The 17,637-nt window shown below is 42.4% G+C and carries 25 protein-coding genes and 1 pseudogene; 1 reads left to right on the top strand and 25 read right to left on the bottom strand.

Annotated features, from left to right (window positions below):
• Positions 1 to 24 precede the first annotated feature (24 nt).
• The 23 genes from groL to JET16_RS24015 all read right to left on the bottom strand — a co-directional run bounded on the left by groL (position 25) and on the right by JET16_RS24015 (position 15,177).
• On the bottom strand, positions 25 to 1,647 hold the full coding sequence (gene groL / locus JET16_RS24125; protein WP_199621361.1) for a chaperonin GroEL: 1,623 nt from the start codon (positions 1,645 to 1,647) through the stop codon (positions 25 to 27).
• Positions 1,648 to 1,667: 20 nt separating this feature from the next.
• On the bottom strand, positions 1,668 to 1,949 hold the full coding sequence (groES, locus tag JET16_RS24120; protein ID WP_199621360.1) for a co-chaperone GroES: 282 nt from the start codon (positions 1,947 to 1,949) through the stop codon (positions 1,668 to 1,670).
• A gap of 173 nt (positions 1,950 to 2,122) precedes the next feature.
• Positions 2,123 to 3,049 (bottom strand): glycoside hydrolase family protein, encoded by a 927-nt coding sequence (locus JET16_RS24115; protein WP_199621359.1) that lies wholly within the window; start codon positions 3,047 to 3,049, stop codon positions 2,123 to 2,125.
• Between the two features lie 36 nt (positions 3,050 to 3,085).
• Positions 3,086 to 3,976 carry a TIGR01777 family oxidoreductase gene (locus tag JET16_RS24110; protein ID WP_199621358.1) on the bottom strand — a complete coding sequence of 297 codons (891 nt, stop codon included), beginning with the start codon at positions 3,974 to 3,976 and terminating at the stop codon, positions 3,086 to 3,088.
• Positions 3,977 to 3,996: 20 nt separating this feature from the next.
• Positions 3,997 to 4,383 carry a VOC family protein gene (locus tag JET16_RS24105; protein ID WP_199621356.1) on the bottom strand — a complete coding sequence of 129 codons (387 nt, stop codon included), beginning with the start codon at positions 4,381 to 4,383 and terminating at the stop codon, positions 3,997 to 3,999.
• A gap of 51 nt (positions 4,384 to 4,434) precedes the next feature.
• Positions 4,435 to 4,992, bottom strand: a complete 558-nt coding sequence (locus tag JET16_RS24100; RefSeq protein ID WP_199621353.1) for a histidine phosphatase family protein — start codon at positions 4,990 to 4,992, stop codon at positions 4,435 to 4,437.
• Positions 4,989 to 5,474 (bottom strand): DinB family protein, encoded by a 486-nt coding sequence (locus JET16_RS24095; protein ID WP_199621350.1) that lies wholly within the window; start codon positions 5,472 to 5,474, stop codon positions 4,989 to 4,991. Before JET16_RS24095 ends, JET16_RS24100 begins: the two co-directional genes overlap by 4 nt.
• 25 nt (positions 5,475 to 5,499) lie before the next feature.
• The gene (locus JET16_RS24090) at positions 5,500 to 6,045 is read right to left on the bottom strand and encodes a GrpB family protein (RefSeq protein WP_199621347.1); all 546 of its coding nucleotides are present in this window, start codon (positions 6,043 to 6,045) and stop codon (positions 5,500 to 5,502) included.
• Position 6,046: 1 nt separating this feature from the next.
• Positions 6,047 to 6,385, bottom strand: coding sequence for an MmcQ/YjbR family DNA-binding protein (locus tag JET16_RS24085; protein WP_199621433.1), 339 nt, complete (start codon positions 6,383 to 6,385; stop codon positions 6,047 to 6,049).
• A gap of 31 nt (positions 6,386 to 6,416) precedes the next feature.
• Positions 6,417 to 7,010 (bottom strand): hypothetical protein, encoded by a 594-nt coding sequence (locus JET16_RS24080; RefSeq protein ID WP_199621346.1) that lies wholly within the window; start codon positions 7,008 to 7,010, stop codon positions 6,417 to 6,419.
• Between the two features lie 101 nt (positions 7,011 to 7,111).
• Positions 7,112 to 7,633 (bottom strand): GNAT family N-acetyltransferase, encoded by a 522-nt coding sequence (locus tag JET16_RS24075; RefSeq protein WP_199621345.1) that lies wholly within the window; start codon positions 7,631 to 7,633, stop codon positions 7,112 to 7,114.
• 97 nt (positions 7,634 to 7,730) lie between these two features.
• The gene (locus JET16_RS24070; RefSeq protein ID WP_199621344.1) at positions 7,731 to 8,582 is read right to left on the bottom strand and encodes a GNAT family N-acetyltransferase; all 852 of its coding nucleotides are present in this window, start codon (positions 8,580 to 8,582) and stop codon (positions 7,731 to 7,733) included.
• A complete protein-coding gene (locus tag JET16_RS24065; RefSeq protein WP_199621343.1) occupies positions 8,566 to 9,090 on the bottom strand; it encodes a DinB family protein in 525 nt (174 codons plus the stop codon). The genes JET16_RS24070 and JET16_RS24065 overlap by 17 nt, the downstream gene beginning before the upstream one ends.
• Before the next feature lie 38 nt (positions 9,091 to 9,128).
• The gene (locus JET16_RS24060; RefSeq protein WP_267908743.1) at positions 9,129 to 9,614 is read right to left on the bottom strand and encodes an NUDIX domain-containing protein; all 486 of its coding nucleotides are present in this window, start codon (positions 9,612 to 9,614) and stop codon (positions 9,129 to 9,131) included.
• Between the two features lie 31 nt (positions 9,615 to 9,645).
• A complete protein-coding gene (locus JET16_RS24055) occupies positions 9,646 to 10,134 on the bottom strand; it encodes an SRPBCC family protein (protein WP_199621341.1) in 489 nt (162 codons plus the stop codon).
• 3 nt (positions 10,135 to 10,137) lie between these two features.
• The gene (locus JET16_RS24050) at positions 10,138 to 10,764 is read right to left on the bottom strand and encodes a hypothetical protein (RefSeq protein ID WP_199621337.1); all 627 of its coding nucleotides are present in this window, start codon (positions 10,762 to 10,764) and stop codon (positions 10,138 to 10,140) included.
• Positions 10,765 to 10,776: 12 nt separating this feature from the next.
• Positions 10,777 to 11,010 carry a hypothetical protein gene (locus JET16_RS24045; protein ID WP_199621334.1) on the bottom strand — a complete coding sequence of 78 codons (234 nt, stop codon included), beginning with the start codon at positions 11,008 to 11,010 and terminating at the stop codon, positions 10,777 to 10,779.
• A gap of 47 nt (positions 11,011 to 11,057) precedes the next feature.
• Positions 11,058 to 12,536, bottom strand: a complete 1,479-nt coding sequence (locus JET16_RS30955) for an HAD-IIIA family hydrolase (RefSeq protein WP_199621331.1) — start codon at positions 12,534 to 12,536, stop codon at positions 11,058 to 11,060.
• A gap of 46 nt (positions 12,537 to 12,582) precedes the next feature.
• Positions 12,583 to 12,930 carry a nuclear transport factor 2 family protein gene (locus JET16_RS24035; protein ID WP_199621329.1) on the bottom strand — a complete coding sequence of 116 codons (348 nt, stop codon included), beginning with the start codon at positions 12,928 to 12,930 and terminating at the stop codon, positions 12,583 to 12,585.
• Between the two features lie 19 nt (positions 12,931 to 12,949).
• On the bottom strand, positions 12,950 to 13,405 hold the full coding sequence (locus JET16_RS24030) for a hypothetical protein (protein ID WP_199621327.1): 456 nt from the start codon (positions 13,403 to 13,405) through the stop codon (positions 12,950 to 12,952).
• 84 nt (positions 13,406 to 13,489) lie between these two features.
• Entirely contained in the window at positions 13,490 to 14,035 is a 546-nt protein-coding gene (locus JET16_RS24025) for a histidine phosphatase family protein (RefSeq protein ID WP_199621325.1), read from the bottom strand.
• Positions 14,036 to 14,041: 6 nt separating this feature from the next.
• A complete protein-coding gene (locus tag JET16_RS24020) occupies positions 14,042 to 14,464 on the bottom strand; it encodes a cupin domain-containing protein (RefSeq protein WP_233532181.1) in 423 nt (140 codons plus the stop codon).
• A 20-nt stretch (positions 14,465 to 14,484) separates the two neighbouring features.
• Positions 14,485 to 15,177: a phosphotransferase family protein gene (locus JET16_RS24015; protein WP_199621323.1), complete on the bottom strand. Its 693-nt coding sequence runs from the start codon at positions 15,175 to 15,177 to the stop codon at positions 14,485 to 14,487.
• Positions 15,178 to 15,953: 776 nt separating this feature from the next.
• Between JET16_RS24015 and JET16_RS30655 the strand changes: the two are divergent.
• Positions 15,954 to 16,103: pseudogene (locus JET16_RS30655) on the top strand (alpha/beta hydrolase); the annotation flags it as partial.
• A 52-nt stretch (positions 16,104 to 16,155) separates the two neighbouring features.
• Here the strand turns inward: JET16_RS30655 and JET16_RS24005 are convergent.
• A complete protein-coding gene (locus JET16_RS24005) occupies positions 16,156 to 16,716 on the bottom strand; it encodes a 5' nucleotidase, NT5C type (protein ID WP_199621430.1) in 561 nt (186 codons plus the stop codon).
• A gap of 28 nt (positions 16,717 to 16,744) precedes the next feature.
• Entirely contained in the window at positions 16,745 to 17,557 is an 813-nt protein-coding gene (locus JET16_RS24000) for a sugar phosphate isomerase/epimerase family protein (RefSeq protein WP_233532179.1), read from the bottom strand.
• Positions 17,558 to 17,637: the final 80 nt, after the last annotated feature.

The following is a 17,637-nucleotide window of genomic DNA, read 5'->3' as shown; positions in this document are numbered from 1 at the left end:
GACACCTCTTAGACATGCAGGAGATTAATCCTCCATGTCATGTGCCGGTGCAGGTGTCTTTGACGCTTCCGGCTTATCGCTGACGGCAGCTTCCGTCGTCAAGAACATCGCCGAAACGGAAGCTGCGTTCTGCAACGCGGAACGGGTAACTTTAGCAGGATCGACAATACCTGCCGTCATCATATCAACCCATTCTCCGGTTGCAGCGTTGAAGCCGTAACCCACCGGTTCCCGCTTTAAGCGCTCAACGATGACCGAGCCTTCCCAACCGGCATTCGCAGCAATTTGACGAACCGGTTCTTCAAGAGCCCGCAGCACGATACGAACACCTGTCTGCTCATCTCCCTGCAGACTGATCGTTTCGACTGCCTTGATGGCGTTTACCAACGCGGTTCCGCCGCCGGCAACGATCCCTTCCTCAACGGCTGCGCGGGTCGAATTAAGCGCATCTTCGATTCGCAGCTTCTTCTCCTTTAACTCCGTTTCCGTAGCGGCACCGACCTGGATAACCGCCACGCCGCCGGATAGCTTCGCCAACCGCTCTTGCAGCTTCTCCCGATCGTAATCCGATGTAGTCTCTTCGATCTGTTTGCGGATTGCCATAACTCGTGCATCAATATCTTCCTTCTTGCCGCCGCCGCCGGTAATAATCGTCTCTTCCTTACGGACGATTACCCTTTCCGCTTGACCGAGTTGTCCCAACTCCGTCTGGTCGAGTTTAAGTCCGAGTTCTTCGCTAATTACTTTTGCCGCCGTTAATGTCGCAATATCTTCGAGCATTGCTTTCCTGCGGTCGCCGAAGCCGGGAGCCTTCACTGCGACTACATTCAACGTTCCGCGCATCTTATTGACGACGAGTGTTGCGAGCGCGTCACCCTCGACGTCTTCGGCAATAATCAACAACGGCTTGCCGGTTTTTACGACGCTCTCAAGTATCGGCACCATATCTTTGACGTTCGATATTTTTTTATCCGTGACGAGAATGTACGGCTGCTCCAACACGGCTTCCATCTTTTCTTTGTCGGTTACCATGTACGGCGATATGTAGCCGCGATCGAACTGCATCCCTTCAACAAGCTTAAGCTCCGTCTGGAACCCCTTAGATTCCTCAACGGTAATCACACCGTTCTGTCCAACCTTCTCCATCGCTTCGGCAATCAGTTCACCGATCGTCTCATCCGAGGAAGAGATTGAAGCGACTTGCGCTATGGACGCCTTGCCCTCAACCGGTTTCGATATTTTTCTAATTTCTTCAACCGCCGCACGTACCGCTTTCTGTATGCCGATACGCACAGCCATAGGATTAGCGCCTGCCGTTACATTCTTCAGACCTTCGCGAATCATGGCTTGAGCAAGCACCGTGGCTGTTGTCGTACCGTCGCCGGCGACATCGTTAGTCTTCGTTGCGACTTCCTTTACTAATTGCGCGCCCATATTTTCGTAATAATCTTCAAGTTCAATCTCCTTCGCTATCGTTACACCGTCATTCGTAATAAGCGGTGATCCGAATTTTTTGGATAATACGACGTTGCGTCCTTTCGGCCCGAGCGTAACCTTGACGGCATCCGCAAGCGTATCCACTCCACGCAGCATCGCTCTTCTCGCTTGCTGAATCGAACTTGTTTTGCCATAGGACGTTCCCTCCATTACGATCTCTATTCTGCAAATTACTGGGCAATCGCTAGTATATCGGACTCTTTCAATATTAGATATTCCTTATCTTCCAGCTTCACTTCCATGCCTGCATACTTGTTGTAAATGATCGTATCGCCGACTTGAACTTCGGGAGCCACCTTCACCCCATTCTCCAGTCTTCCATCTCCTACCGCGACCACTTTCCCTTTGGTCGGCTTTTCTTTCGCCGTGTCAGGAAGAACGATGCCGCTTGGCATTTGCTGTTCCAGAGGCATCTTCTCGACAATTACTCGATCCTGCAACGGTTTTAGCATTGGCATTACCTCCTAACGTAATAATTAGCACTCTGTTATATAGAGTGCTAATTATAATATAAAAATCGCCCTTAAATATTTTCAAGGGCGATTTTTATTGAATTTTTCTAAAATTTTAATAATGTGCGCACAATTTTTATTTCTTACGCGAAATTTTTCATTTTTTTAAGACATTACTCTTCGGGACGAAGCGCCAATTTGAAATCTTCATCCCGATCGCAAGTCAAGACGCCGTGGATCACATCGAGCCGCGCGACTTGAATCGATGAACGCCGCGTGGAATGTGAATTCTCATGTTCCCGTTCGCCTTTGCGATCCGGATGCGTGAAATAGAAAATATATGCTTCATCATCCTGCACTACGACATCCGCATGCAAACCGATCATACCGTCGTCTTCACGGCTTCCGGGTTTGTCGAGGATGAGCCCATTCCGTTCCCAATGCTCCAAATCGTTGGATCGGAATACTCCTTGGCCTCGCCATTCATCGACGATCATCCAATAGTATCCTTTGAGGCGGAATACATTCGCTCCTTCATGCGGGCGTTCAGTTATAATAGGACCGACTACTTGCCAGTCATATAGATTTGTACTATCCGCGGCATACGTTGTCGATCCGTTAGCCTCGTCCTTGTACCACATCCGGAAGCGGCCGTCCGGCATTTGATATATACACGCATCAATGACGCGGTCTGAACTTAGCTCGAGCGCCGACCGGTACGTCCATGTCAGCAGATCGGGACTCGTATAATGCAGCAATGTGCGCTTATGACCTGCCCAAACATCCGGAACGCCTTGAATATAGCTGACATACATATGATAAAGCCCGTCGTGCCATATAATCTCCGGCGCCCAAAATGTGTTTCGCCCCCACTCGATATCCAAGCCCGGCAGCGTTCCTCGATATACCCAGTTTTTCCCTCCGTCTTTCGATGAAGCGACTCCGAGATCGGTTCCGTGAACCCAAGCCACGTTCGGGCCTTCTGCGGTCGCCCTCCGGTTCGTATAGATCATCCACCACTCCTGAGCATGTCTATTCCAAATAACTACCGGATCGGCAGCTCCATCAAATATTGGGTCTCGAAATAAAGGCGCTTTCATATGATCTCCTCCTCCACGAATGCACTAACTGCTTTTTTATCCGTTAACTATTTGCTGAAGCGCCTTATAAATATTATCATATTTGAACTTATAGCCTTCTTTCAATAATCTCTCAGGGACTACCCAACGGCTCTTCAACACCAATTCGGTGTCCGTTCTAATTATCAGCGCACCGATTTCGAGCACCCAGCGAGGAGATGGCAAACCGATTTTTACTTTCATGGCTTTGCGGAACTGCTGCATAAACTCACGATTTGTAACCGGTTGAGGGGAGGAACAATTGAACACTCCGCTCAACTGTTCTCTTCCCTTGAGAAATAGAATGATTTCATATAAATCTTCAATATGAATCCAGCTGAACATCTGGTTCCCGGACCCTTGAATTCCTCCAAGCCCTAATCTGACTAAATTTTTATACGGAGTGACGACACCGCCATCTCTTCCTAACACGATTGCTATTCTCAGCGCGACTTGTCTCGTGTTCGGCAATTGGAAGGAAAAGAATGCACTCTCCCATTCTTTGGCGACATTGACGGAGAAACCGGAGCCGATCTCTCCGCTCTCTTCGGTCATCGGCCGGTCTTCCGCATGTCTATATATTGTGGCGGTACTAGAATTGATCCATAATTTTGGCGGATTTTCGCACTCTAATATGGCTTCACCAAGCGCGCTCGTTGTGTATATTCTTGACCTCAGAATCTCTTCCATATTCTTAGCATTGTAACGACAGTTGACCGATTTCCCTGCAAGATTGATTACCATCTCGGAGTTTTCCAAAGCTTCTACGATTCCCGCTTTGTCACTCCAAGAAATATGATGTTCCTGTCTTGAAATGATTTTCACTTCATACCCTAGTTCTTTAGATTTCCCCTCAAAATATTTCCCGATAAACCCGGTCCCGCCTGCTAAAACAACTTTCTTTTTCATTTAATCAACTCATTTCTCAATTACATCGATTTTGCGGGTTGATGCACGTCAAACATATTCCCGAACGGATCGTAAAAAGTAAAGAACTTGCCGATATTCCCTTCGTCAATTATCTCATTTACTTTAGCTCCTAATTCTACTAGAAAATTATGAAACCCTTCAATATTGTTAACCCGAAAACCGATAGAATAGTGATGCTCGCCGTTTACCAGGAAAATATTTGTTGTCTTATCTTCGGTTTTCACTAGAAATAGGCTTGGCCCCATGGAGAAATCAACGAATGCCCGTTCATCGTTTTTTAAACCAAGTTTTGCTCCCAGCTTATTGCAATACCAGTCCACTGCAGTCTCAAGATCTGAAACAGGAATTTCTGTGTACTCAATGCCTTCGATAAATTGTAGCAACATTTTGTTCAATCCCTTTCGATATGCATTTCGTTCCTACTTCGTTAAAATATGTTAATTCATACTATATTCATATATACCGCAATAACCGATTTTCTCAGAGACCTCATCCAATAAAGCTGCAATAACCATGCCGTGGCATACTACTATGACATTGGAATGGTTCAAATATTTGTTCAAAACGTTTTGCGTTCTATTCAAGAGACTCTCCTTCGATTCCCATATTCGTTCTTGTCCTTGCGGATATATTCCGCAATTGTTGGTATAGTCCTGCCAGAGCAAAGTTATTTCTTCCACTGTTTCGGCCGTCCAATTATCCGGTGTCCATTCATGAAGATCAAACTCAACCCTCAGCGGCAATCCCAACGATCGGTTAATTATCGCTGCTGTTTGCAGCGATCTGGTATATGGAGAGGAAAGTATTAGATCGCACTTGGATAAATCAAAATTACTGACTACTCGTTCCGCCTGAGCGATCCCTTCATCTGTCAGAGGTACAAAATCCCTTAATGCACCTTTGAGATTGCGCTCATCTTTCAAACTCCAGTCCGGTTGACCATGTCGTATCAAGTAGAAGAGGGTCAAAGAAATCTCTCCCTGATTAGGCTTCAAATATTATGTAATCTTCTTGTTTCCAATATTTGCTCAATGTGGTGATAGGCATGCTGGTTATCGTGATATATTGCATCCCGTACCGTTGCTCTTCCATTCTGATGTACTAGCACTCTATCCATTGCATTCGGTAATCTTTTGCAAAGATCTGTGATGTACTCCCTGGTAAGTTTGAACAACTGGAGCTCAAGTTGAAGAGACCTAACTTTGTGCTCCAAATTATTATTCCATATATACGGGTCAAAATCGTTAAAGAAATACGTCAACCCAGTATTGGCCAATGCATAACGATTGATTTGAAAATAATTCAAATCACACTCAATGATATGGTGAGCGATCTCCCGAATCGTCCATTTGCCTTCAGCCCGCCTCCGATCTAAGTCTGAGTCACTTAGATTCGATAACGTTTCTTCCAGTTTGGAGGGAGCGAGATTGTACCTGTATAGAAGCTCGGAATCCGTTTGTGATAATGACTGTCTCATTCAACTGTTATCCCTCCTTGGCAGCTTACACGTCTGTTTTTCCGGCTCTCCAACCGGTGGCTTGGCTCCATTTACTGGCTCTATACATGATCTCCCAGATTATCGGATCTTTTCCTTCCACATAACGCTGTCGATCATCCCGGTACAGCTTCAATAGCTTATATTTCACATCGATGTATTTCTTACAATCTTCCGGACTTGCCCGCAGATAATCCCGAAATAACAAAGCAAATTGTTCTGGCCAGCTGCCGTACTCTCTGACATGAATATGTGTTCGTTTGCTTCCAGGGGACTCACGGAAATATCGCTTTGTCAGATCCGGGTTATCCGATCGATGGATAAACCCGATTCCCGTAAGTTTTGAACTGTAACTTTCCACCGGCTCCAATGCTCTTACAGAGATTTGAATATCTATAATCGGTTTTGCATCCATTCCTTCAATTGAAGTGGATCCAATATGATTGATGCGAATGGCCGTGTCTCCTAACGCATCTCTTATTGAGGAAGCGATTCTCATAAATTCACTCTTCCAGGAAGGATCATACGGTACGACAATAATCGGATCACTCATATTATTTACCTTCACTATATGCCTTTACGAGTCTTTTCGGAGCAACGCTGCTCCAAGCTTTTTGTATTAACCCTTTTAACTCTTGCGGATCGACAGTTCGCAGGTTCACATTCATATAGTTTAAGTTAGAGAACGAGTCGGGAACACTGTAGGTATCAGGATCCATAGAAGTATACATTTCGCGATCTTCCGCAGATATCTTCACTGTTATTGTTATTCCATCGTCTTGCATAACTGTGAAGATCTTATTGTTAAGTCGAAAAGAAGGTTTGCCCCAATGTTCAACTTCCATTGACTCTGGCAAGGACAAAGCAAATTCCCGAACTTCATCAATAGTCATACTCAAAGTGATCAGCCTCCTCATGTTATGTTTATGGGCGATTTTTTCTAAGTTTAACATTTCTATACACAAAATAAACTATAGAAAGCAATAACAATAAGCAAATTACTATAATCAAAAAAATATTTGAATTTCCAATGCTTTCTGCTTTTCCATCCGGATGAGGTGCATAGCTCTTTGTGTTGTTCAAAAAATTAGTAAATACACTTTTTTCATATTCGTCATGATGTTGAACCTCATTGTTCTGTATATGGATCATCCCGTTAGGCCCGCCAACAGGGGTTAAGTAATCCATCTTATCGCTTTGTTCAAGAAATAAGACGAAACTGCCGTCAGCTTGTTGGATTTCATCTACCCATCCGACATCGAATCCGTCAATACCTGCAATGATTGTGCTTGGGACGCCACCTCTATAAACACGTTCAACTTTGAAATCATATCCAACCCAGATGAAATTACTTCCCTTTCTCTTATGGGAAAAATCGTATTTCCCTTGAACAATGACGGTGGATCTCTCAATCACTTCCTCAGGTTTTAGATCGACCCAACTTGTAGCATTTACGCTGCCGAGTAAAGACAAGGAGAATAATGCAAAAGCCACGAAACATAATGATACTCTTATCATCGTATTCCTTCCTTCCTCATATGAAGCCGGTTCAGAAAATGCAAAACCCACCTCGCAATATTAAGGTGGGTTCTACATTCTCTTGTTGTCAGATATCCTTTTCACACCCGTACCCAATATCTTCTTATTACGTTCCCATCAGCTTCAACATAGTCTGTTTCACGGACCCCGCCATTTTTTATGATTGTTTTCTCCGATGCAATATTAGTGGAGTCGCATACAACCAATACCCGATCAATCCCAAGCCCCTTAGCTTTAAGCAGCGACAATTCCAGCAGTTTCGTTGCGTGACCCTTACGTCTTTCCGACGGCCGAATACCGTATCCGATGTGACCGCCGGTATTAAACAATGTTTCTGTAAGTCTATGTCTAATGTTTACTGCTCCCAATATTTTGCGGTAATCATTTATTAACCAATATGTAGAACTCGATACCCAACTCTCGGGCAATCCGATACCCTGTTCATTATCGGACAAAAATCGCAACATCTCTTCAAAGTTCGAGGGGTCTTTACTAATCACCCATGGAACCATATCCTCACCGGACTCTTTCCATTCGTCATAAAAGGATAAGTACTCATTCTTCAGATCAATATTGGGTTGGACTAAAGTTATTCCTGACATGCCGCATCGGCTCCTTGAACTGATTTCTACTCACTAAATCAACTTCTCAAACTCAATCTCATGTTCAATATGTATTCCACAAGCCGACTAACGGAACCTATCCGAATGCTTGAGCGGCAACAGCATAAAGATTGCTATTCCTTGATGGCAGCATATCAGCATTTAACATAAGTACTGGGGGAATATTTGTTACTTCAAATCCGGAACAAAGCAGAATGTTTATCAGTTCCTTTTTAGTACTAATAACATCAATTCTTAACTGTCCTTTATAGCTTATTGCCAATCGATGTATAAGATAATGTGCGACAGAATCATTAACAGCAATAATTGGTCCGATAAGCAGCATCTCGGGTAACAAAATACTTAGACCGAAGCCTGAAATCTTCCCAGAACCATCGGTAACAACCAACTTACTACGCGCTTGATAAATTCTATTTCTTAAAAATATTTCCCTCTTTGCGCCAAAAGCCCTCTCATCCAATGCAACCACATCATAAAAGTCGGTGTCCATATAGTCTCTAACATATAAATCATCACTTATTTCAACGGCTTCGTCATATAAATACCGCAGTGCTATCAACTTATGTAATGTGCCGATTTGTCGGAAACCCAGTTTATTATAAACAGGCAGCCCTTCAGATGTTGCAACAAGAGTTATCGGTTTGTCTAGAAAATTACTTATACATGCATTTGTTACAGCCTTCCCGAGTCCTCTTCCTTGAAATTGAGGGTCTACTATTACCATGCCGATCGACTCCATATTTTCATACGGAAACAATGCTGCACAAGAAATTACTTGGTTACAATATTGATGTCCATAAATATTCCCGCATGCGAATATTGTATTTAAATCAGCCTCTGTATAATCCCATCCGATTTTCCTAGATAGTTTTATTATGTCTTGTATGTTACTACGGTTTAACGATTTCAATTCAACTTGATTGTTCATGTAATCTCTCTTCATTATTTTTCTTGATATCCTGTATTTGTTTTATGTGTCTCTGTTCATGCAGATACAGCAATGTGATCCATTGGTCAAGCTTTAGCTCCTTAAAAACTAGGTGCCTCGCAGTTTTCCTGCTGAATATAGATGGATCGTCTTGATCGTTAATTACTTTTAATATTTTTTCTCTTGTTGAAGTCAATCCATCAATAAGAAATTCTCGAGTAAATTGTTCATTGCTTGGTCTGGCAATCCCGGGTGATTCAATTTTCTTTGTACGATCTAAGACAAGCTCAATTGGTTTATCATATACGGAGTGATCATCTTCTTTAGATAATCCGAGTTGAATTGCTTGAGTAAAAAGCGCTTCTGTTAGAATTAAATGATGACAAACTTGCCCGATACTCCAACTATCAGTAGACAAACGACGATTTAATTGAATAATATCAAGTTGTTCGATTTCGTCCAGCAGCAGCCTTCTAGTAGTAATGAGATTTTCGACTATCTGCTTCAAACTGCTGATTCTCCCTTCACCTTGCGGTATGTCCGTAACTAAAATACAATAGGGTCTTTAAGTTCAGCCCATTGTATCTGGGGTTTATGATCATGACCAACGGTTAAAGTACCGACCATAACATGCTCAATATCGGGATTCTGCAAATAATGATCAATCATAAAACCAATTATTGAGGACATATGAAGCTTACGTATTTCATTGATACTTATCCAATGCAACTCCCCCTCTTCCGAGGGAATTACCTCTTCAGCAACCGTCTCTCCAAAATAAACGAATTGCTGCCTTATTTCGTCCTCCTTCAATCTCAAGAGAACGTATTTCAACTTCAAATTTCGTACGTCAACTTCAGATATACCGGATTCCTCAAAGATCTCCCTTAAGCACGCTTCCCTAGGGGATTTAATCTCATGAGCTTCAATATGACCGCCGAGCCCGCTCCAAAACTCTTCCTGATAAAACTTGTTTCCGGCTTTCTTTAACATTAAGAACTTCCCGTTATTCGACAAAAACGCTGCAGTCATCTGCCTTAATTTGATAAAGACCATCCTTTTCTCACATTAGATCCGTGAAGTCCCTAGGATTGTTCATGCTGCTTTCCACAAATTCCTTCAATTTCTTCTGCCGATACGCCACAAATGCCCTCATATAACGTTCCAAAACTAATAAATCAAAAGCCCTTCCCAACATACCGAGCGGTGATGCAAAATCCAAAATATCTTTAACTACTGTACCCTCGCGCGATTCCTCGAACAAATGCGTATGCCTCATATACTTGAATGCGCCCTGCTGCATTTCATCAACGAAGACATACGGACGTCTATATTCGACCACTTTTGCCGTTAGCTTCTGTTTAATTCCAAAATGTATCGCCTCAAATGTCACGGATTGCCCTTCACCGATCTTTCCGGTTGTTACTCCAGCAATTGCTCTCTCCTTGGTGTGTTTCCAAACTGTTTTCGAGTGCAGCTCGATGTCCCTTGCTGACTCGAAGCAGATTTCTATAGGGGCTTTAATAAGGATTTCTAACTGGATGCGAACCATCGTTTACACCGCTAATTTTGTAAAGAATTGGTCGCTTATTTCTATGATTGTTTTCATTATGTTTAACGATTGATCTAAGTTTTCCACTTCTAATGCATGGTTTGCTTCTGCTACCTTATGAAGTGTCACTCTGGGGGATTCTTCAATCTGTTTCACATCTTCTTCATTGATGATCTTGTCAGCCGTCCCCCACAGCGCAATTCCTTTAGAATTATTAATGAAAGGGATAGTCGACTTGATTGGCGTCAAATACATATGGGCTATTTCACCAGTATTTATAAGCTCTGAAGCCCTCGCAGCTATATAAGTCCCCAGACTTTTGCTCACAAACACTATTTTGTTGTAATTACCACAAACCTGGTTTATTGATTGACAGCATTCGTTTATTATCAGTTCCATATCATCCGGGTTAAATTCCGACCTAGCTGCCTGGTAACCGTATTCAAGCAATAATGCATCATAATTACATGCAGTGGCTGACTTCATCACGTAGTATAACAAAGGCTTTTCGCAAGAGTAGTTCTTACCGGGAAAGAATACAGCTAATGATGAATTATTATTCGTCAAATGCTTTTGAACAAGTTCTCTTCCTCCGTATGAGGGAACCGTTATATTGTTTATTGTCATCATCGGCACCACGCTTCATTTTTTTATAGCCTTTATTAACATTCCTTCTTCCTCAAAACTATCAACATGAACTCCGTCAGCAATAATATTAAGATGTCGCTTTATTTCATTTGGCGACTGGATCATAATTCGCTCTAATTCCGTTTGCCGCTCTTCAGAAAGATTCATCCTGGCGCTCCAACCGGAGAAATCAAACTTCTTTTTGAAAGCCATCATCAATTGTAGTGCGAATCCCCGTCGTTCAAGCATCGTTATCCATTCCGTTTTCTTCCAAGCTCTAAAGTGGCTTTCATCCCTTATTTTTTCAATTCGGTTCCACTGGTTGCCTCCTTGTTGTCGCCAGTTCCGTCGTTTAATTGATCAGCAGAATGAACGAACTCGCCGTACACCCAAAAACCTTTGTTTTTCACGCCATTAGAAGAGATTTTAGTCCCGAAACCATGCTGCAAGCCGTCTTCCCATTGGCCTTCGTAAGTTTCCCCATCTTTCCAAATGTATGTCCCTTCGCCGTCAAATGCGCCGTTCTTCCAGTACCCTCGATAAATATCGCCGTTAGCAAACTTCTTCTCTCCATACCCATCCTCAAGATCCTTACTCCAAAATCCTATGTACACTGTGCCGTCTTTCCATGTATATATTCCTTGTCCATGCTTTAATCCCCTTACCAGTTGCCCCTCGTATTTCTCACCGTTATCGTATTTCTTACTTTCATAGTTACTAAGTGTTTGAAGGCTTTTTCCCCATTCCGCTTTACGAACAGTTCCGTCTATATTAATAAATGAATCAACCGAATTTTCTCCCGATTCCTGTTGAGCAATTAATAAATTGACTTCTTTTCTTGATTGATTTATAAAGCCGCTTGACACATATGTGTCATCCACATATTTCTTATAAAACCACACGGCAAAATCATGTACTCTATTAAGCAGATATTCGACCCTTGAAGAATCAATAAATATCTCACTCTCCCGGTCGTCAAAAAGTTCAATTTCTCTTAGAATTAAATACATGTCTTCAGATAGAATATTGCTTTTCCATAATGTATGGATAATTCCATCGACATGGATACTGCTTAAAACAATTCCAGTATCTCTTGCAATCTGTTGGATAATCTGAGTCGTAAATTGCTTAATGTTAACCATAGCTGCAAAAGGATCCGTTAAAATAAGCTCTTCCGAGGTATGCGCAAGTCCATATAGAGTCGGGAAAGTGTCTTTCAAGAAATCAAAATTTGAAAACCTGCCACAAGCTGCTTCCAGAATCCAACCCACTGCTTCATTAATATTTTTTGCAACAAAATCAGGCTCAACTTCTTGCCATTTATGTCTGTAATCAGTTAAGGAGCTCTCTCCCCAACCTGTTCGCACTAGTACTTTTAATGCCCCTACAACATGTGCCGCCAACATATCCGTATCCCCGACATCACCAATTACAACACATCTTGTTAAATCTAAACCATGCTTATCTGCTGCTTCAAGCAGCATACCAGGGCTTGGTTTTCTACAAGTGCAGCTTTCCGTAATACCATGCGGACATATAAAAGTGTCGTCAAAACCATATTTTTCGAACTGCTCCCTGAAATCCTCCATTGTTGCCTGTCCTCGGGAAATTCGATGTTGGTTGGTAAATGCAAAAATCTTTATTCCCGCTTCTTTTAGTTTAAGAATTGCTTCTTGAGCACCTTCGAATAATGCAAAGTCATTTGGATGAATAAAATGTCCCGTTCCCCCAATGGTTCCATCCCGGTCGATAAATACCGCCTGCAGATTCACCATTGCTTATTCCTCCTTTCGAATTGCAGAAATCTTGCAATCGGAACACTTACGTGGTTGGTGTACCTTGATGGAACAGCATTTGCCACTTGTTACTATTCTTCTTCCAAATCGAGCAGCGTAACGCATACTTCATATCATGATGTCTTAGGGTCCGGTATGTTGCCATCACAACATCCGGCGCCAGTTCTTTGATTTTAAAATCGGTTACCGTATATTTTATGGGAGTTTGAGTACTCGCAGCGGCATCCAACTGATCCTGCTTGGTGTATGTATTTCCGGAGCTGCCGATTTCATAAAAGTCATCGGCAAGCAGGTCGTTCATTCGTTCAACATCGTATTGCATGACACATTTTTCAAGGTAAAGTATATGCTCTTCCAGCGAAGAAAACTCCATATCTTTGAACGCCGCCTCCTCATCCCCCGTGCAGCTCCGCCAAACATGTTTTAAAGGATTTATCCAACGCTTGCAAAACTTCATCAAACTCTAGGATCTCCAGCGACTCCTCTTTTGCATCATTCATTAGCTCAAAATCACGGTATAACTCCTTGACAAGCTCCGGCAAAAAGCGATAGTTTATCTCATCGATTTCAACCGGTTCTATTATTAGTTCTTTTAATTGAAGGGAAAAATAATCAATGAGTTTTCCATTCAAACGCCAAAAATCTCTATAATATTTCTGCAAATATTTATTGAAAAATGACGCGTAATCCGAATAAATATTACCGTCAGGACCCTGTTTGGCAAAGTGGGAGAGCGCTTTAGATTCGCCCATATATTTATGAACGTCCGGGGCAAGCCCGCCGAGTATGAACTGATCTTCACGAAGTTGTAATTGTTCATTTATAAGCAATGAAATACAATAATGCATAATTCATTTATTGTCTCCTTTGTTTGACGTGTTTTTCTCCGTAAAGCAGCTTGAAGTCCATGGCATATCACCCTTGAGAAATTGTTACTTCCACAATCGATTTATAATAACCTCTCTAGACTTATCCGTAAAAGTCAGCTCGTAAACATCAGGGTTCGATAATGCTTTCCAGTCGTCAAATCCGAATCTATCATCAAAACTCTTCAAAATTAGCGACATTAAATTCCCGTGAGTTACTGCAACGATGCTGGCTTCTTTTCGTTCCAACAGCTCGTTAATTGCTGCTGCTCCGCGATTCATTGCTTCCCTGGACGACTCTCCTCCGGGAAGTTTGATATCTAAATCGGCAAATGATTCCTTCAGGCGGTCTATCCAGTCGGCAACATTTTCAGATGATAATACTCTCTCGCTTAACCGGTCATCAATATGTATTTCTAAGTTCAATTTCTTCGATAGCGGCCGAATTGTAGTAACCGCTCGTTCATAAGGGCTTGAGACGATAAAATCAATTTGCTTGTTCGAGAATAGATCCACGAGCTCTTCCGCTTGAATGAAGCCTTCTTCGGTTAATTGTGCGCTTGCTTCCTGACCTTTGGCTTTGCAATGCCTCACAAGATATATTCGTTTCACGAAAGCTCACCACATTTCGAGCAGTTCAGAGTCATACTTTGCGAAGAGTTCCTTCAATGAATTAAAATCACGTTGTTCTGCCGCATGTATTGCATCGATCAAAGATCGAATTTTGGAAGTCATAATAATGAGGTAGCGGGCATCGCCCGGCTTTGGATTCCAATATGTATGAGGGGTTTCGCGCGGCACCACAACCGATTGGTTGGCACCGGCTTCTATTACCGACTCCCCCACTTTAAAACCTAGTGTGCCTTCCAATACATACCAAGCTTCATCATCTTTATGATGAATATGCAATGGCGCAATCCATTCAGGTTTCTCGCCAGAGGGCGTTCCGGAAGCGGTCCACTCGGCTATAGCGAGCATCGCCCCTTTCGGTTCAAGGATTTGCCCGTTAGATAATGATGCAATGAAATCCGGTTGTGTCATAGTAATTTATCCTCCTTTAACTATATGAACTTATGGTCAAGAGCCCATGAGAGCCGCCTGTTCCATTCCCTCTTCACATGATCGGGAAACTTATCAGTAACCATTTCGACAATTCTCCAAACTTGAAAAATGATGAAAGATTGCAATATTTCTGAAGAGCAATCCACTGCTTTATGATTTTTATATGAATCTATAAACACCTTGACGCAGTCGGAAGCTATTTCAGGAAAATGCAAATGCGACCAAAACAATACATTGGCAATATCCACTCTAGGGTCTCCGATACCTGCAAGTTCCCAGTCAATTATCTTATTGCCCCCTGTTATATCTCTAATTACGTTGTGATATCCGAAATCTCCGTGAAGTAACACTTGATGCCGATCATTAATTTCGTTCAAAAGAGAGATAAGCTTATGTGACCGACTATATATATCAGCATCAATAAATTCCTTCTTAGGTGGATTCGAAACGACGATCAATGGCAGGCTGGGAAAATTTTCGATTTGAATACTGTGCAGTTGTGCAAGAGATTCTCCTAAAGAAGCAAATAAAGGATAAATCATTTCAAAACTAGGAGTCCGATAATGCTCCAGAACAGTATCAAGGAAGGGCACCCCGCTAATATGCTCCATTTGCAATGCGGTATGCTGTTCAAACTCCAGACTCTGGAAAAGTTTTGGGGCAAGTTTAGCCGACTTAAAAAATTCAAGCATGTTTTTTCTACTCTGGCTCTAGTGTTTGAAAGCATTGCCACTTTTACAATACTTCGGTCATCAGAATGTTCAAGCAAGAATACAGCATTTGTACCTCCTCCAGCTACCGAAGAAATACGATGGCCTGGAAATTTCTGTTGTATTAATTCTTTTATATTCCAGGTTGTCTTCCTCCTTTTCCCAAATTTATTGAAAACCGAATCCAGGAGAAATGAACGGCCGCGACATCGGGTACACTGAAAAAGAATATTAACAGAGATTAGGATGTGTGGTTATGGAACAGGAAGGGAAAATCATTTCCGCCGAACTCACCGTAAATCAAGCAGAACAGGTGCGCACTTCTATAAGCAAGTGATTGGCTGGGAACACAGCGATTTTAGCATGGGAACAAAAGTTGACCACCGCGGCGGTTCACCGAATGTAAACAGTTGTAGATGGTTATTTTTGTATTTCGCATGATTATAAATAGTAAAGTAAACTTAGTCAAGGCATGCCGCATTTGGGCTGTATTCTGTTACTTGGGGCACCAAATAACAAATCTAAGAGACCCGTGATCCATAAATGCAAAAAACCGATGCTTTTAAGGGTCGGTTTTTTGCATTTGAAACGGCGAAGGTGCATAGCTCTGTGGAACAGAGGCACTTTCAAGTGAGGAGGCCACTTTAAAGTGCCCTCTTTCGGGAAACCGACTTCACGTTTATTGTTTAAATCAAGGTTTGAGACACGAAGCCGAACCTAATAAAAAGTCAACATAAAAAAGAAAGGGAGGCTTCGTCTTCAACACAATGGAACAGTATGATCCGATGTGCGGCAAGCTTGCTTCGACTAGTGGCTGCGCCGTTTTATCCGTCGATTATCGGCTTTCGCCGGAGCATGGCAGGAAGACTCCTGATTTTCAGAGTTCATACTCTTTCCTGCTCCTTTGAAAAGGGGATCAGCCTCTCCCGTTCGATATCACACGGTGTAGGCGGAAGGCGTTTAACGCCTTCGGAATATTTGATCGATTCGATCTTTTGCGCCTTTCCATGATGTCAGCAGCGGGATATTATACTGCTTTCTAGCCTTGAGGTTCCACGGATGCGGAATGCAGAGGACTTGTTTGCCTCTCTCAATGGCAGGAATCAGGTTATGCGCTCCATCATCGATCAGCAGATCAAAATCTAACAGATTCTTCCGTTTGATAGGGAGGAAGTTCTCATTAGGAATGAATGGCATGTGCTTCTGAAGCCAATTCCATTTTTCGATCACAGCCGTAGGCCATGCTGCCGTCACAATGATGAGGTCATAGCCTTCGTGGATCTTACGCATTTCGTCTACTACATGCTCATCAAAAAATTCCAACTCTTCATACAATCCCTTGCGTGCGAAGAATACCTCTTGAGTGCAAGCGGGATGACGAAGGTGATCAGTATTCCAGTCATGCATGTCTTCGTAACGAAGCGGATGAGTTGGAAAGTCGTTATTGTTGTGGAAGATGGCACGTTTCACCAGATGGCAAATCGTGTCATCCATATCGACCGCAATTATCGGTTTTCTCATCTGCCTCTCCTCTATGTTCAAATCTTGGTCAATCATCGGTTCTAACCTTCTTTGCATTACCATACTCATTCCTGAGTTTTTCTATCGATTCAATAAGCGAATTACCGGTTTTCACTTCAACAACTACCGATATATCTAGCTCTTTTGCCAATTGCAATCTGTCGTTAATAGGAACCGTCCCTGAATATAAAGCTTGGTGATCCGATCTTCCGTTATAATCGTGAAGATGCATGTGTCTTATTCGAGACAAATTTTTATCAAAGAAGGGTTTTTCCTGAAATCCGCACTTCCCGTCATGACCCACGTCCCACGTCAAATAAAAATTATCAAATTGCATTAATTTATTTAAGGTTCTTTCAACAAACGGAAGCTGAAAATTCATTGTATTCTCAACACAAATATCGACATTCAACTGATTTGCCAGTTCAAGCAATTCCGAATATGACTCATAAACTAAACTCGTGAATTGTGCCTCATATCGTTCATTTACCCATACCCGCTGATCGGGTAGAGTAAAAGAAACTCCTTGATTCAAGTGCATGTTCAATGTTTTTATATTTGACTTGCTTGCCCAACGAACGGTTTCTTTGCAGCGTTCTAAATGACCTTGCCGAATAGACGGATGGAATGACCCTAAATCGATCTCCTCGGGTAAATGAATCGAAAAATCAATTCCATACCTATTCCTCACATCCTCCAGATCAATAATATCCAAGCTTTCCGGTGTATATATTGGGAGGTTCATATTCAACTCAATAAAATCAAGCTCAAGCTCGTAGCAAAGATTAACATTCTGCTGTAAGGATTCGTACTCGATCAATGTCGGCATTCCCAGCTTCATCATGCTTCTCCTATCGTCTTAATATTTCCTTTTTTTATTTTCGAATCATCAAAAGCGTGTTCGATGTCGTGCATTTTGTT

It is taken from the genome of Paenibacillus alkalitolerans (assembly GCF_016482785.1).
Taxonomy (GTDB): Bacteria; Bacillota; Bacilli; order Paenibacillales; family YIM-B00363; genus Paenibacillus_AE; species Paenibacillus_AE alkalitolerans.
Note: the sequence above shows the minus strand (reverse complement) of the source record. Positions and strands in the feature narration are given on the sequence as shown.